General features: G+C 56.9%; 12 protein-coding genes. 2 read left to right on the top strand and 10 right to left on the bottom strand.

Annotated features, from left to right (window positions below; genetic code table 11):
• Positions 1–357: 357 nt before the first annotated feature.
• Together LDZ28_RS28570 and LDZ28_RS28565 are read left to right on the top strand one after the other, a co-directional pair.
• Positions 358–1,020, top strand: a complete 663-nt coding sequence (locus tag LDZ28_RS28570; protein WP_244831123.1) for a response regulator transcription factor — start codon at positions 358–360, stop codon at positions 1,018–1,020.
• Positions 1,017–2,333, top strand: coding sequence for an ATP-binding protein (locus tag LDZ28_RS28565; protein ID WP_244831122.1), 1,317 nt, complete (start codon positions 1,017–1,019; stop codon positions 2,331–2,333). The genes LDZ28_RS28570 and LDZ28_RS28565 overlap by 4 nt, the downstream gene beginning before the upstream one ends.
• A gap of 154 nt (positions 2,334–2,487) precedes the next feature.
• Here LDZ28_RS28565 and tssF read toward each other — a convergent pair whose 3' ends face one another.
• The 10 genes from tssF to LDZ28_RS28515 form a co-directional block, all read right to left on the bottom strand.
• Entirely contained in the window at positions 2,488–4,272 is a 1,785-nt protein-coding gene (gene tssF, locus LDZ28_RS28560; RefSeq protein ID WP_244831121.1) for a type VI secretion system baseplate subunit TssF, read from the bottom strand.
• A gap of 65 nt (positions 4,273–4,337) precedes the next feature.
• Positions 4,338–7,907, bottom strand: coding sequence for an ImcF-related family protein (locus LDZ28_RS28555; RefSeq protein WP_244831120.1), 3,570 nt, complete (start codon positions 7,905–7,907; stop codon positions 4,338–4,340).
• Complete coding sequence (locus LDZ28_RS28550) at positions 7,873–9,063, bottom strand: hypothetical protein (RefSeq protein WP_244831119.1); 1,191 nt, start codon at positions 9,061–9,063, stop codon at positions 7,873–7,875. The genes LDZ28_RS28555 and LDZ28_RS28550 overlap by 35 nt, the downstream gene beginning before the upstream one ends.
• 116 nt (positions 9,064–9,179) lie before the next feature.
• Positions 9,180–9,440 carry a PAAR domain-containing protein gene (locus LDZ28_RS28545; protein WP_244831118.1) on the bottom strand — a complete coding sequence of 87 codons (261 nt, stop codon included), beginning with the start codon at positions 9,438–9,440 and terminating at the stop codon, positions 9,180–9,182.
• A complete protein-coding gene (locus tag LDZ28_RS28540; RefSeq protein ID WP_244831117.1) occupies positions 9,437–10,060 on the bottom strand; it encodes a hypothetical protein in 624 nt (207 codons plus the stop codon). The genes LDZ28_RS28545 and LDZ28_RS28540 overlap by 4 nt, the downstream gene beginning before the upstream one ends.
• 625 nt (positions 10,061–10,685) lie before the next feature.
• Positions 10,686–11,141 carry a hypothetical protein gene (locus LDZ28_RS28535; protein ID WP_244831116.1) on the bottom strand — a complete coding sequence of 152 codons (456 nt, stop codon included), beginning with the start codon at positions 11,139–11,141 and terminating at the stop codon, positions 10,686–10,688.
• Between the two features lie 478 nt (positions 11,142–11,619).
• Complete coding sequence (locus tag LDZ28_RS28530; RefSeq protein WP_244831115.1) at positions 11,620–12,189, bottom strand: hypothetical protein; 570 nt, start codon at positions 12,187–12,189, stop codon at positions 11,620–11,622.
• A 77-nt stretch (positions 12,190–12,266) separates the two neighbouring features.
• On the bottom strand, positions 12,267–12,947 hold the full coding sequence (locus LDZ28_RS28525; RefSeq protein ID WP_244831114.1) for a hypothetical protein: 681 nt from the start codon (positions 12,945–12,947) through the stop codon (positions 12,267–12,269).
• Positions 12,948–13,554: 607 nt separating this feature from the next.
• Positions 13,555–14,031 carry a hypothetical protein gene (locus LDZ28_RS28520; RefSeq protein WP_244831113.1) on the bottom strand — a complete coding sequence of 159 codons (477 nt, stop codon included), beginning with the start codon at positions 14,029–14,031 and terminating at the stop codon, positions 13,555–13,557.
• Positions 14,028–16,193, bottom strand: a complete 2,166-nt coding sequence (locus LDZ28_RS28515) for a M23 family metallopeptidase (protein ID WP_244831112.1) — start codon at positions 16,191–16,193, stop codon at positions 14,028–14,030. Before LDZ28_RS28515 ends, LDZ28_RS28520 begins: the two co-directional genes overlap by 4 nt.
• Positions 16,194–16,238: the final 45 nt, after the last annotated feature.

Genomic DNA, 16,238 nt, shown 5'->3' with positions numbered 1-16,238 from the left:
GGCCGTCGCGGGGCTTTTTTCGTGGGCGCGGTGGTGGTCATGTCTGTCTTATGGGCGAACGGGCGGGCGATGATTCCGTGCAGAGCGACACCGTTGCAGCCGAGACTTAGAAGCTTAGGATTGGCGGCGATGCGGGTTTTCGCGGATGGCATGGCCCATCGAGCAAACGATTCGCCTGGTCTTTTATTCCTAAGCACCAGCTAAGTCTACGCTTCGAGACTTCAGACTCAGTCAAGAAGACGCATCCTCCATGCCGATGTCCCCATCCCCCTTCTCACTCGGTGTAAAGTCGCTTTTGCCGCCCTTTTCGCAGATGTTTTGCGCGCGGGGGCGAAGGTGAGCCCACGGAGAAATGGCATGAGGGTGTTGCTGGTCGAGGACGACCGCATGATCGGCGAAGCTGTGCAAGACACCCTCAAGGACGGCAGCTACGCCGTCGACTGGGTGCGTGACGGCCGGCTTGCGTTGACAAGCTTGGAAACGCACAGCTACGACGTTGCCCTGCTCGATCTGGGCTTGCCGGGCAAGGACGGCATCGACGTGTTGCGCGCGGTGCGGGCCGGCGGCAATCTGGTTCCGTTACTTATCATCACCGCGCGCGATGCGGTGGAAGAGCGTATTCGTGGCCTCGATGCAGGCGCGGACGATTACATCCTCAAGCCCTTCGAGATGTCCGAATTGCTCGCGCGGATGCGCGCCGTGGTGCGGCGGCGCAGCGGTCAGGCGGCGCCCGTCATGTCGAACGGCATCATCTCGCTCGATCCCGCCACGCGCGAAGTCACGGCCGCGGGCAACGTCACGCGTCTGTCGAGCCGCGAGTTTGCGTTGCTTCAGGCGCTCATGCTGCGCCCCGGCGCCATTCTCTCGCGCACGGAACTCGAAGACCGCATCTACGGCTGGAATGAGGAAGTCGAAAGCAACGCCGTCGAATTCCTGATTCATTCGCTGCGCAAGAAGCTCGGCGCGCAGGCGATCAAGAATGTGCGCGGCGTGGGCTGGATGGTCTCGAAGCAGACATGAACCGTTCGCTCCAGTTTCGTTTGTCGGCATGGCTGTCGGTGTTGATCGTGGCGATTGCGCTCATCGGCGGCTTCATCGCGTTCAAGACGGCTTTTCACGAGGCGAACGAGTTGCAGGACGGGCAGCTCAAGCAGATCACCGCGCTCGTGACGCCGCGCAGTCTCGCCGTCATGCGGCGCGAAACGCTTGCCGATGTGCCGGGTGTGGACTTCGCATCGAAGATCGTGATTCAGACACTCGATGAACGCGCGCCGCTCGCGCTCTCCGCCGACCTGCGGGACGGCCTTCAGTATGCGAACGTGGCTGGCCTGCGCTGGCGGATCATCGTGAAGACGCTCAACGACGGCGTGCGTGTCGTGGTCGGACAGAAGACCATGGGGCGCGACGAGATCGCGCGCAACAGTGCGCTTGCCACCGTCATTCCGTTCGGCACGCTCGCGGTGGTTTTGCTCATCACGCTTCATTGGCTCGTGCGCCGCATGTTTCGTCCGCTCGCGCTTTTGGCGGGCGATCTCGATCAGCGTCCCGAGCACGATCTCTCGGCGCTTACGGAAGATACGGTTCCTTCCGAGATCACGCCGTTCGTCGTGGCGATCAATCGCCTGCTGATCCGCGTGGACATTTCGCTGGCGATGCAACGCCGCTTTGTCGCCGATGCCGCGCATGAACTGCGCTCGCCGCTAACGGCGCTTTCGCTGCAAGCCGAGCGCCTCGACGCCTCGGAGATGCCCGCCGCCGCGCGCGAACGATTGTTCTCGTTGCGGCGAGGTCTCGCGCGCACGCGTGCGCTGCTCAATCAGTTGCTCACGCTCGCGCGCGTGCAGGACAAGACCGTGGGCAAGCCGAGCCGGCTGCGTGTACAGGAAGTTTTTCGCAACGTGCTCGAGGATCTGATGCCCCTTGCCGAGGCGAAGCGTCTGGACATCGGCGTGTCGAGTACGGAGGATGACGTGGTGATCGACGTGCCCGAGGCCGAGCTTTCGATCTTGCTGAAGAACCTCGTCGATAACGCCATCCGCTATACGCCGGAAGATGGGCGCGTGGATTTATCGGCCGGCGTGATCGATGGCCGCGCGTTCATTCGCGTGGAGGACTCCGGCGCCGGCATTGCGGCGGAAGAACGGGAGCGTGTGTTCGATCCGTTCTATCGCGTGCTCGGCACGGATACCGAAGGCTCGGGTCTTGGTTTGTCGATCGTCGCCACCGTGGCGGCGCGGATCGGCGCGGAGGTTGTGTTAAGGGATGCGGAACCGCATGGGCTGGTTGTGGTGGTCAGGTTCGCGGCGGAAAGGGAAGTGCGGAGAGCGGCTTGAAGCGGTCTCTCACGCGAGTACGGACAGTGTGCGACGAAGCCGTCGTCGACCGGCAGCGCCACGCCACAATTCCAGACAACACAGGTATTGCGCAAGCCGCCGGCAGACGTCGCGGGCGACGACCGTAGTGATTGACGCGCTGCGGTATCGCGAATCAAAATGGCGCCCCCTCGAACTCCATCACCGGATACACAGTCTGCTTACCCTCGACGTCCAGCACCAACCGCATCGCATGATGAAAACTTGCATAGCGGCCCACGAACCGGCTTAGCACATCACCGAACAGCGCTGCGTCACCCGGCCCGTCGAATGCCCTAGCGTCGAGGCGCACGTACACGCGAACCTCGCGTCGCATATGTCCTCTGCCCACCGACTCATGCTCGGCCAACCACACATCTTCGATAGCATCGATGCGCCGCTGAGTACTGTCGTCAGGCGACCAGTCGTAAAGCTCCAGCGCCTCGCGAAATGCAGGTGCGCCCACCATCCCGATCATGTTCAATTCATTTGCGCCGCCCGCCGTGAAATGGCCGAGCAAGCGCCAGTCGTACTCCGGGTGATGGCGCGGCGGATACAACGGCAGCGTCGGCGCGCTCAGGTTGCGCACCGACGCGATACCGGTAAAGCCCGACACTGTCTCAGTGATCGTCGCCTCGGAAAGCGCCATGCGCGGCAAGCGTCCATTGTTCGCCAGTGCCCTCACCGTCAGATGGCGATCCGGTTGCGGACGGTTCTCATCGTGCGCAGCGTCCGCGTGGAGACGCTCCCACAACTGCCCGGATAGCGTCAGCCAAAGCTCCCGGCCCGTCACGCCCAAACGCATCGAGGTATGGAAATAACGCTCTGGCTTCTCGTACTGCAGCGTCCAGCCGCGATGGCGAAAGCTCGTGAAGGCGCTATATGTGTGACGTGCGCTGTCCTCCGGATCTGCGGCGGTCACTGCGAGCACGTGATACGGCTCGACGTGCCCCGCCGCGCCGGGTTGAACGCGATGTTCGCGATCATGCCAGTCCGTAGGTCGCAGCGGCAGCGCATCCACTTCGAACAGGTTGATCACTGGTGTGCAGAACAGACGGAAGCTCTCGCGACACACCGGATAATCGCCCGGTACGCGCCCGCTCAGTTCGATTTCAAACGTCATCTGCGATTCGCCCGCCGGCAGCATCGAGGCGTCGAAGCCGCACAGATCGACGAAGTGAAATTTTTGCGGAAACACGAAGTATTCCAGCAGCGTCTGCTCGCGATCCAGCGTGCGGTCGCGCTCGGGCTCGGTGACCGGCCACAGCCGCGTAGTCGGGCCAAAGCCCGCCCCTTCGAATTGAACGCCCTCGAGCGGCTGCAACTCGCCATTGCGCACCGAAGGCAAGCGCAGGCTAATCGAGGTGACCTGACGCGTTAGCGCCGCATAGAGCGCGGCCGCGGCGGCCCGCTCGCCGTGCAGATACAGACGAATGCGCGACAGGTCCGTCGCCTCACGTTGTTCGCCCAGCCACAACCTGAATGTGACGCGAATGATCGTGCATCCACCATCGCGCACCGTAACCTCCGCGTCCTCGACTGAGAGTGGCAGTAGCTGGACGGCCTGCGTCGTCCGGTATAGACACTGCACTTGATCGGGCCCAACGGGCGCCGAGCGCACCAAAGCCCCGGCTGGCACCTGCGCGGCCGCTGCGGCTCCACGGCCTAGAGGCGAGCATTCGATGATAGACAGCGAGGGAATCGCCCGCGCCGCATGCTCGTACAAATTGTCGATCAGCGCTTCGGTGAATTCCGGACCGCCATCGTCGAGCTTCATGCGCAAACGCGCCATGAGCAGCGCAAAGCCCTCGAAGGTGGCGCGCACGCTGTCGCCCACCTCGCCGTAGCGCATACCCAGACGACGGGCAGCATCAGGATGGGCCTTGGCAAACTCGCCCGATGCGGCGCGCAAGTAGCGCATTTCCGCATCGAAGTATTCGAGAAACGGATTCTCGTGCTCAAGCGCGGAATGCTTCCAAGGCGCGGTCATGGTCGCATCTCCGGCGGCAGAGGTGGCAAGGACAGTCCGCCGGCGGGCATCATCACACCCTTGCCGACGAGAAACACGCGCTGCGGCATCTTGAAGCCGCGCAGCTTGAGCAAATCGAGCGGCCCCGCGCCGACCTGCGCTTTGAGGTCGTACTGCAGAGGAAAACCGTTGCCTTGATTGAAGGTCAGCTCATAGGTGGTGCTGTCAAGCGGCTTGACTTGAGCAGTAGCGAGCAAGCGCAGCCATGCCCAGTCACCGTTGGCGGCGAAAGCAATGCGTGCTCCGGCGTCGAGCGACTCCCACGTCAGTTGTACACGGCCATTCTGGCCGCTCGAGCCGCTTTGCCCGATCGCCGGCCACACAATCGAGGTATATGTCTCCAATTGGTTGAAGTACTCGATCTTCGCGCCGTCGATGCTCAGGATGTTGCGGGTGACGTCCGGATTTGGATGCGGCATGAGCTGGAACCGGTAGCTGGCATCGCCCTGCGCGTACAGCTGCGCGCCGAGCGTCGACAACTGGCGCAGTGCCGAGAGGAACTCCGGATCGAACTGCAATGCTTGTGGCGCGAGTTCGTTCGGCGCCCACGCATTGCCTTCAGGCTGAAGCGTGCCTGCGAGCTGTGTCGTCACAAAGCGCGAGATCAGTCCGGTGTCGGGCTTGATGTAGCGACCCAGCTCGGCAAACGAGGCATCTGCGTCGGTGTCCGAGAATGGGTAGTGCCCGTTGAAGCTGCTCGCAAACGGCGCGGCGATCGACAAGCGCCACGCCTCGTTCAAACTGGCCGCGGCCGGCTGCAGAATGGTTTGCCACGCCACGTCGAGGGGCCGCGAGAACAGCGCGTCGCCGAAGCCCGACCATTGCGAGCCAAGGCTTGCGGCAGTGAGCGCGGCATCGTCGCGTGCCTGCGTGAGTTCCGAGAGTTTGCCCTGAAACACCGCCTGCGCCATTTGACGCGCCATGGCCTGGGCGTCGGTGCTGGTGGCGATTTGCTGCAGCTTCAGGCGCATGGTCGTGGCCACCGTCAGGAAATGCGCGAGGCTCACGCCGCTGAAGTCGGCGACACTTTTTGTGGGCTTGCCGTTCGACTTGCTGGCCGTGCCCGTCACCACGTCATCGCCCATCAACGCGAGCAGCGGGCCGAAAGATTTGTCCAGCGGATCGACTTCCTGAGCACTCGCGATGCCTGTCTTGTTGCCGATCAGGTCCTGTGCTTTGCGCACTAGCGTGTCCGAGAGCGCTTGCGAGGGACGTCCCGCCTGTGCCTGATACTGAACCGATTTCATCAGCGCAATCAGCGGCGAGGTCTGCGCATCGGTCAAGCGCGTGAGCTGCGTGATCGCGCTGCCTAGATTGGTCGCATTCTGCCATTGCAGGCTGTTCAGCATCGCCTGCCACGCGGCGGTATAGCTTGCGAAATAGCGCGCGCGCAGGCGCTGCCTCACTTCCTCGATGTCCTGATGCGCTTCGAGCGCCGCGCCCGGCACGCGCGCGGCGCGTTCGTCGGCGAGCACCCAGTCCGCCGCCACGCGCCCTTCCTTGGCGGCCTTGTCGATCGCCTCGCCGATCATGCCGTCCCATGCGGCGCGCGTGTAGATGCCCGGTACGGTTTGCGTCGTCGTGAATAAGCCGCGTGCGTCCGATCCGTTGATCAGCGTCACGAGCGACATATCGGCGTATTTGCCCTTCGCCTGCTCCAGCACGGATTGGTAGAGCGTGTCGTCGGAGTTCTGCAGGCCGATCTGATTGACGAGCATGTTGCGCGCGGCTTGGGTCAGATCATCCGATGCATGGAGTCGCCATTCAGGATGCGCGCGCAAGTGCGACGCGTAGAACGACGCGAGCCGTTGCGAGGTGTCGAGCCATTCGCCCGTGCTCATGCCGGCGATTGCGGGCCATGTGGTCGGCAACTGCTTGGCGAGGTAGGCAGCGTCTGCATGTTGAGGTTGCGCCAGCATCAGATACGTTTTGAGCGCGTTGTAGTCGTGCTGCTGTTCTTCGGTGCTGGGCAGTGCGTCGGCGCGAGACTGAGCGAGTTGCGTGAGCGTGGCTTCGAGTTGATGGGCGGACGGATCGCGCAGGTTGCGTATGGCCACGGTCTGATACGGTTGCCAGAGCGCGTCGAGGAGTTCATCGTTGCGCGCGAGACCCGCGCGCAGATGCCACGGTACGCCATGATCCCGGCGGTATTCGAGCGTCTCGATCTGCTGCTGCAGGGCGAGTTGCGCACGCATTGCCTGTGGCGAACCTGGCGCTGCCTGCAGAGCCGCCCACGCGGTCGCTTCGGCATCCTTGATGAGTGCGTGGTTACCGAGGCCCGAGACGACCAGCGCGACCGCCCATACTACGGCCCCGGTTAGGACCGCCATTGCAACCGCGTCGCGCCAGTACAAGCCCGCGCGCCGGCCCCGATAACAGGGCGCCCTGGCAGCGATCTCTTTCCATACCGGAAGCAACGCGGCTGGCTGCTCGCGCGTAACCGTCATTACCTGCGGAGCATCGGCAGGCTGATCCGGCGTGGCGTTTGCGTCCTCGTCCCCGACCGGTATCGGTACCGGTACGACAGTTGGCACCGGAAAGACCGGCGCGAACATGACGCCTGCGAGCGGCGCACGCAGCCAGTTCGACGAGGCGAGCGTGCACAGGGTCGTAGCAATCCGCGCGGCATGGTCGCAAACATACTTCGAGATTTGCAGCAGCCATATCGCCTTCTCGCGCGTATGAAGGCTCACGCCCGCGTCTGCCGACCTCCACTGAACGTGGTCGAGCAAGTCAGGCACGCATTCGGCGGCATGCTGCGCCTGCCTACGCGACTCGTTCGGCATGAAGGCGCCGATCGCTTCGAACCGTTCGGATGGACGACCCTCGGTCTCGACCGGGTGAAGGAACGTGATGGGCGCGGCCCAGCCGAGCGCGGTGGCAATCAACGAGAGCGTGCGGGGCAGGTCCGCATCGGGCTCGTCGGCATTTGCGACGTGGACCAGACCATCGACCGGGCGACGACTACGCAATCTGCGTATCTGGCCGAGCCACTTCTCTTTTGCGATACCGTCCGGCGCGGCGTGAACGAGGACGGTCTCGCCGACGTGTATAACGCCTGCCTGCTTGAGTCCCGGTGCAACCTGATCGACCCGCGTATCGCTGCCGTCGACCATCAGCCAGCGCAGGCGGCTACGCCAGAACCAGCCATGCGCGACGCGCAGTTCCTCGGCCACGCGTTGCAGTCGCGCGTCGTGCTTGAGCGGCTTCGCCGTCGTCGTGCGGTCGCCGGTTTCGAAGCGAAAAAGCCGCGTGGCAAAGCCATAGGCGCCAGTCGGGAACAGGATGAGGTGAACGACGACAACGACTGCGAAGATCGACAGAATGTCAATGACCGCCTTCAGATGAGCTTCACCGGCCGAGACGCCAACAATATCGCCGCGCAGCGATACGAAGCCGATTGCGAGCAGGGCGACGATCAGCGCCCCGACGGGTATCCCCCAGATTGGCAGACGGCTCGACGGCGCGGATTCCTCGTTCGCGGTTGGGGGCTTAAGCGAGCGCAGGGTAAGCCTGGGGTCGTTCATCGGTATTCCGGTTGTTATCGTTTATTGCGGGCGTTACGCGCAGGACTGCGGACTGTAAGCCGTCTATGATGAGTTGCGGACCATCTGCCGCGCCTGATTCGATCGCCGCTATGATGGACAGCCAGCCGTTTGCGTCGCCGAGGTCGCCGGCGATGCGGTCGGAGCGTCGCTGCGCCTCGTCTTTTGAAATGGAATCCATATTGGCCGCGCGTAACGCTCTGTCGCCTCCATCTACAGGACGCGTTATCCATGCGCGAACGATTGAAGCGAAGTCAGCCTTACCCCATACCGCAGCATTGGCGAAGCCGTGTTCGACTTCGCCCGCGAGCGCGGTAACGGGCCTGTGAAGCAGCGCGGCGACCTTGACCGTGTCCGGCAGCCGGAAGTATCCCGCCGTCAGGAGTACGGCGACGCACCCCTCGGTGCTGCCTTCGGGCGGTCCAGCCTCGTGCCATGCGGTCGCGACGACGAGCAGTGGACGCGCGTCCTTTGCGTCGAGCCACGCATCGGCAACCATCAGGCCATCCGTAGCCGCTACCGCTTGCACCGCGAGCGGCGGCAGGCCCGCCATGCGCAGTGCGTCAATGACCCGCGCAATGTCCCGCTGCTCGCTTCCCGTTGCGCTCAGTACGCGAATCTGCGGCCACCATTGCCGCTCGTAGCACGTCAGGGCGCGTAGGCTCGTCTCAAGCGGCTTAAGCGCATCGGCAATCTTGAGCGTCAGCAACTCGATTTTCTTCGGCACACGGCCCGCCTGAATGCTTTCTTCGTCCACCTCAAGACCGACCGCATCAGGTTCGTCGACCATCCAGTCCGCGTCCTCGAAACGAGCGTGAAAGACGAGTTCAGCACCTGTACGGGGCAACTGCGCTGCAGGCATGCGTTCCCTGGCAGCAATCGCACCGGCAAGCGTCTGTTCGCCAAGCGGCAGGCAGTAGCCGACACCGAGTACCTCGAGGGGCTTTTGTGCCCTGCGCAACCGCTCCGCCAGCCAACGGCTACGATGATAGTTGCGCCAGTACGCCCGATACCAGAGACCCTCGTAGCCAGCGCGCTCAATGGCAAACAGGATCAGGAATACACCGTTGGGTACCCCAACGAACCAGAACCAGAACGGCGCGCCACTCACGGGCTGTCCCTTCGGCCAGAGCAGCATGGCAACGGCAACGCCTAAAACGTTGCAGGCAAGCCAGATGCAGAACCACCACGGCCAAAACCGTGGGCGGCGTGGATAGGCACTAGGGCGTCCGGCCAAAGACAGATCGACCGGCATTACTCGATATTGACGTTCTGGAGCGACGAGATCAGGCGGCAGCCGCACGCGCAACGGTAGTGGTGAAAGGCAACCGGCTTGCCGTCGCGGTCGGGGAACTTTGTGTAGCCCTCGTCGATGACGGTCGGGCCGTGCTCATCGCAAAGGGCTTCGTCGCCCTTGCGGGCGAGCGGGCGACCCATGAATACGAACCATTCGGAGCCGCCGGTTACTTCGCCGCCGTTTTCTAGTTTGTCGCCTTTGCGGATGGGGGACTTCATTTCGCAGCCCAATTGAACAGCTTGCCGCAAGTTTTGTTGTCGATCGCTACTGTCTTTCCTGTTTTGATTTCGACTACATCAACTTCAGAATCTGAGCCGCACTGACGCCGATCTACTGATATATATTCCCCATCGAGTGATATAACCGGGTTCATATCCGAAGACGCCTCCTCTTTCAGCTTAGCCTCGCTCACCGTAGTCCTATAAAAGCCTGGCTTTTTAACTAGACTTTTGTCGCTTCCGATTTTTGCAACCACCGCCAAAAAACTCATGGGCGACACGCTAACCGGAACCATCGATGCATAAATGCCCGCCTTGATATTTACGTCTGATAGGAATCCCACGTGGGGGGCGGCGCGCCGAACGTGAGCAGGGACGTCTGCCTTACAGTGACTTAATTCAGTAATAGGAAGGTAGCCGGTACCAGAGACGATAACCGTTTTACCATCAGAACTGAGCGCGGCGCCGATTGGTTCCTCGTCTATCAAGCATTGAAAGCTACCAGCCTCGTTCTGGATAGACAAATTGAAAGATCCTGATCCCTTCGGCTCATCATTATTACAGGATGCGTGGATTGAGACAGAAAATAAAGCTACAAAGACGAAGAAGTTAAATTTCACAGAAAACGTTCCTTAATTATACGCGTAAACTAAGGCGCTTTCGACTTCGATAAACGAAGCGTTAATAAATATTGTCATATCTTTTATCGCCGGCTCTTCTTTTGCAAGCCGCGCAGTGGTTCTCGGTATTCAACCATCTCCATCAACAGCGCAAACAACCTTAGAACAAATTTGAAAGAAACGAAACGCTGCTCCGCGTCCCTAATGTTCTTGCGCAAACCGTAAATACACACAGACGACACTCTCGACAATGGTCATAACTGAGGCTATTTTCGCACATGTTCACTCTTTTACCGTTATAAGCTTTGGCTGCTTCACGCTCAAACGGCGTACAGCAGTAAGTGCAATGTGGAGCGGATGGAGCCTCAGTGTGCGACTTCGCCCGTTCCGGTCGAGTACTTCGTCAGAACAAACCCGTGTTACCATTGCCTGAGTCCATTGCATATTGGCAGACCCAGTATCTAACGACCTCGCCACCAGCGATTGCAAACGCAAGACCATGCGCGTTGGGGGCCAGATAAACGCTGTAATGCCAGCGCCGGTCAAATGCAATGGGTAATTATCGTCAGTTACTGATTAATCGGAACTCGTTTTAATGTCGTACGTAGCGTAGAATGAGGCGCAATCATTTCGATTCAGACGAAACTTGGTACTTATTTTCAAGGGCCTTTCGAATGGACTTAGCGTCTTTATACCGTGCTTTTGTAGAATGCCCATCGCGAAAGCCACATTCACATTGATCTTGAAAGGTTGCGCTGGCATCACTTTGCAATCCCGCGAAAACAGCGCCATTTTGAGCGTTTCCTGTTAGTTTGTAGATGTAGCCATCATAATATTCGCCTCCGTAATCGTAATGGTTAAGCGGCGTCCGCACCAAAACAACGATTTCCTTGCTCTTCGGATCATGATCCGCATTTGCAAAAAATACACTGGCGATTTCCGGAATACCGTCATCTTTCATGTAGCGATCGAATTGCACATCATGCCAAAGATGGTTTCCGTCAGCGAACAGCAAATGTGCATCCAACATGTAAGGTCTGTTGTCTTTGGTATAGCCCGGCTCATCGGATGTATTCGTCACAAAGTATATATATACTCCCTCCATCGCGGGTCTCACATTAATGATGGGAGACTGCAGTTTGAGGCCACCGTTAGCGCGAGCACTTACCGCCGCTAGTACGTCAGCAGGGACATCTCTTGCGCAGGCCTGGTGTATCAAGGAGAGAAATAACAACGTTAGCAAAAAGCGCGGTGCAAAGATCCGTCGATTTTTCATAACACACTATGTCTTTTCTAAATTCGGCCAAAACCGTCTTAGGACGTCGAGCAAAACATTGAAAACAGACGTCACTTGTCACTACATTAAAATTGGCACCCTAATTATACGCAGCTAACGAAATGATAGCATAACGGCGGCGAAAGCTTCTCATTAGTAATATCTTTCCGGCACGAGCTCCGCCTCCGTTTTCAAGTATGTCGCCTTTGCGAACAGGGGGCGTACTAATTATGCATTTCTCCAACCCAATTAATCTTCAAAGCTGAATGACGAAAACAAACGTCTATACGCTGCGGCTTTTTTCATTATCCTTTTTCGTCATCTTCAAGCCAGTATATTGAATATAGGATATTGAGCAAGAACTGTTTCCGGCAGCAAAAATTGTTTCTTCAGGCTCATTTGAGCGAAGCATAGCTTTTCCTGGTTCTATAGCCGAATAGCGCAATATAAACACTTCCCCTCCTGGAATCTCAAAATGCTCACTTGATACCAAATTAAACATGCCGGGTTTCTCCAATCCATCAGTCGACTTAATCTGAGCGAGTCTATCTTCCAAAGGCTCTCTCTTAACAGAGAGTGCAAAATCCGTCAACCAGCGCCAATCCTCCGCCGTGGGAGGAGGAATCGCCCTAGATTTGATTTTCAAATCCCCGGTATAACGAAACGCAATGTGGCACTCATCGTTACTAGAAATTTGGATGCCATCCACCTCAACATATTCCAAGCCATTTGGCACTATGAAAGTTGCATGGCAATCACCTCGGGAGATACGCTCAGGCCCTTTGGCACTCGCAGCAGTTGTTGCCACAATCAGAGCGAAAATGCCAAACACACGCAAAAATATGCCTTTCATATCACCATCAAATTATCGGCCTACAATCTGAGTTTGGAACGACTTCATCATTTAGTTCGGAAAAAGCATTCTGGAGGCTATGGCAATGCGTATTGCGTCGCCTGTTTCGCATCTCTAAACTTCGAAAACTCATTCGGCTCCAACCGCAAAGCGGGAAAGCAAGCGGCAGATACATCCGGTGCCGCATAATAAAGAGCAATAGATCCATCTGGAAGTGGAGAAAACGTGATTGGAAAATTAGCCAGCTTGTCTTCCAATTCCGTTGCGGAAAGACAGGACGGGTTATTTTTGTTAGCTAACCTATAGCTAGTCTTCACCGAATCGGTGAGATCAGGTCGAACAAATAGACGGCCATCCTGTCGGATAGCAATGTTGTACACTCGATTCAAATCAAGCCGTTTCCCACTTGCCTTTTCGAATGCAACTCCATATTGAAACGACGAAGGATGCACACCATCGCAAATCATGTCCCCCGACACCTGAAGGGCGACTACTCTATCCGTGTCTAGCACTTTCCTGATGAAAGAACTATATTGTGCAGTTGACCTCATTCCTTTTGCTGTTTCAGAGCAACCTTTAGCATCTGACTTAACGCGCGCCTTTAGCGCATCAATGGCTTTTTTCAAGCCCGTCGAAATATTCGAAATAGCCGGTATTGGTCCGACTGCCAAGGCGCTGGAATTGGCGCTCATATTAAATGTAGCGAACGAGACGAATAGCATTATGGCGACAAGCTTTTCAATAGTCACGTTATTCATCAAGAACTTCGCCGCCATTTTCAATCTTATCGCCATTGTAGATGAGAGATTTCAATTCGAAAGCCAATTTTTGCTATTCCAATAAGTACTAAACAGACGATGTCTTTTCTTGTCGACTTTCAAGTCGATAAATTCATCCCCCACACAACGGCGCCGGACTCCGCTCTACAAATTTTTTAATCGATGCAGAAATGTAAAAATCCTATAAACCAAGTACGTTCCCATCCTGTCATCCACATGACATACGGCAAATCTAAGTTGACCGCTAAACTCATAATCACCAACGTGTAACTTTAACGGCTTCTCTGCATCAACGTCCACTCGCCCTTGATTGTTACTGCCAGCAAACCTACCGTCCAAATCAAAGCCTTTCCTTCGATTTCAATCATCGCCTTGATGCCAGGAGACGCAGAGACAATCTGCTCACGCTCAACTGCGCTTACCGAAAGAGAAACAAGCACAAAAGCCCAAAAGATGATCTGTTTCGTTTTATTAACTATTCAAATCTTAGCATTGGTGTCACACATGCATCTTTTGGGTAGGAGGATTAATTATTTTGTTCCCGACGTGTTGCCGCCTATGCGGATGAGGATTTCATTCTATATAGTTATCTTTTGGCGCATTGCTGTGTCTTGAACGGAGGGACGTAAGTCGCTTCAAACGACTGAGCTTTCCGCTCCTTAATATTTATCACATCAACCCCAAATTGATTATTTACCACGATAAATTTTTGATCTTTGCTAAAGGTAGCGTCATATACCCCCCCACCATACACATCACTTTCAATGAGATGGATTTTTGGCTTTACAAGATACACTGAAAGATGTGTTACTTGAGGGTAGTGCGTGTCAAGTTTTTTCGGCAACCCGAACAGGACCAAAATAGAGTCGTCTAGGCTAAACGCGCCACCATCGATAGCATGATCAATATGTGCCGAACCAATTTTTTTCTCACCATGCTCCACTATCATCTGGCCGCGACCATCATTTTTTGCTGAGTAACCTCCATCGCAAGAACTGACAACTGCCGCATGTACATCACCGATGAACATGGCCATCAGAGTCAGAAGCAAGTACTTTTTCATAACTGATCCCCCAATACTTGGAATGCTTTTTTCGTCTCATTCCAGCGCAATGGCGGACTTTTTACATCATACGGGTTGACTATCTTGGTCACCGCGCGAGACGAACTTTCAGAAATTCCTCGATCCGCAGCCTTTTCAAGCGGAGTATGCACGCAGAAGAAACCTGCGGCATCTACGCAGGAATAGGCATCATTTCCAAGAATCTCAGGATTATCCACTTTTGGACCATCCTTGAAACGCCCGCCATCCTTTTTCCTGAACCAAGCATGATCATACGAATTTCTATCAAGCCACCCCCGATACACCCAGTACTCTGAATAATTATATCGCCCGGTAAGCTGCTTAAAACCTCTCCCGCGGAATTTGACGCCGTCGCCCGCATCGGTATTACCCAACGCTATGTTGCCATCGTATTTTGTGAAATACGCAACATCTTTTGCGGCAGCTGGGGGGGAGCGCAAATAGCCATTTAATTCCGGCATAATTGAGACGTGGTTCGTCTTAATTGCCGTAGAAATAGCAGCCGAGCACTCTCGCACAACCATCATATGGGCCGATTCGATTGCGCTTTGCCCAAAAAAATGAGCACTGCGTACCGGATCGCAAATTCTGTACTTTTTAAAGACCAAATTGATGGCATTGCGATAGTGCTCACGATATTCCTCCCCCGTCTTACCCAAGGCCGTGTAATTCGATTCATCGTAGATTTGTGACAACTCTCCCTTGCTCAACCATCCGCACTTCCTAAAATGCCGGATAAACGCAAGCGGATGGAAGAACCACAACTTCTGCCCTGCGGGAAGACCCGTCACGCCCCAAAACTGTATTTCCTTAAGATACTTAAGAAAGTCGTCGTAACCCTGATTGTTGCCGTGATAAAAGCCGCCTGCATCGAGCAGTTTTGCGTAGCGCGTTTCGTTGTTTGTGCTATCCCATTCGCTTGGGGCGTTGCAAATGAATCCGCGCAACGCCTGGCGTACGCCATCATGGCTTTTTACATAGCTTGAAAGCGCGTCCGCCTTCTGCGCTTCGGTCGTTGGCGCCGTGCCTGATGGTTCAGCATCCTTGACGATTTTCTTGAGTGCGTCGATATCGCACAGCCCATCGCTGCCATAGGGCGTAGCGCCATCGCTAATTTTCTGCCAGCCCACAAACGACGGGAAATCCGCGTCAGACAACTTCTTAACCGAGGTGTTGTTGATATCAATGTAACCCTGCGCTCCCGGGGCGTAGGTCACTTTCACCCATGTCGCACAGTCTCTCCCGGACAGCGTCGCCGGCGTCGAGAGGATGCGCCCGAAGCGCAGCATCTCGTACCCGTCGCTCGGGCAGGCGCTGTAGAGCGCCGTCGCACGACGATAAAGATCGTATTCGTAATCGGCTTCAGCTACTGGCTGCGCGGTTAGCAGCGTGCGCGATCCATCCGTCGCGACGCTCCAGACGTTGGTGTACTTGCCCCCTTTGCTAAAGTAAGTCTCAACGATGAGCGGTAATGGGTTTGTGCCGGTTTGGCCTGCATCAAAATTGATGCCATGCAGTTTGTTGTGTGCATCCGTTCCTGGCGGCAGGGCATAGAACTGCCGTCCGCCGGGAATCGTGTACCAGGTATGCCCCCAGCAATCCGACGTCGTCGACGTGTCTGGCCCGGCAATGCCAAGCGCCGTATGGCTAAAGTAGCTATCGAAATCCCTTGGCATCATGAAGATTTCGAAGTGCATATAAACCACGCCTTCATACCGCCCGAGAAAACCGATAACGTCCTTGCGCCGCACCTTGTTGCCTCCGCTAGCCACCGCCGGCTCCACCGCGCCTTGGGCGACTTGGCCGGTAGGTTTGCGAAGGAACTCTGGCAATCGTTTTGCGTCGTGCCCGAAAGACTGGTACTCGGCGAGCGGCAGCAAGTGCATGTAGAGCGAATAGAACGTCAGCGTGCGACCTTCGCCCGTTTCGGTCGAGTGTTTCAGCAGGACGAAGCCCGCGTTGCCATTGCCCGAGTCCATCGCATGCTGGCAGACCCGGTAGGCGACCACCTCGCCATCGGCGATGGCATAGACAGGGCCATGCGTGTCGGGGGCGAGATGGGCGCCGCAATGCCAGCGCCGGTCAAACGCAATTGGATAAATACCGTGTGCAAGTTCGAACTTGTCGACGGCGTCCATCATGGGGTCCGGCTTCGATTGGTCGCTAGACGTAAGGCCGGATTCAGG

This window comes from Caballeronia sp. TF1N1 (assembly GCF_022878925.1).
Taxonomy (GTDB): Bacteria; Pseudomonadota; Gammaproteobacteria; order Burkholderiales; family Burkholderiaceae; genus Caballeronia.
Note: the sequence above shows the minus strand (reverse complement) of the source record. Positions and strands in the feature narration are given on the sequence as shown.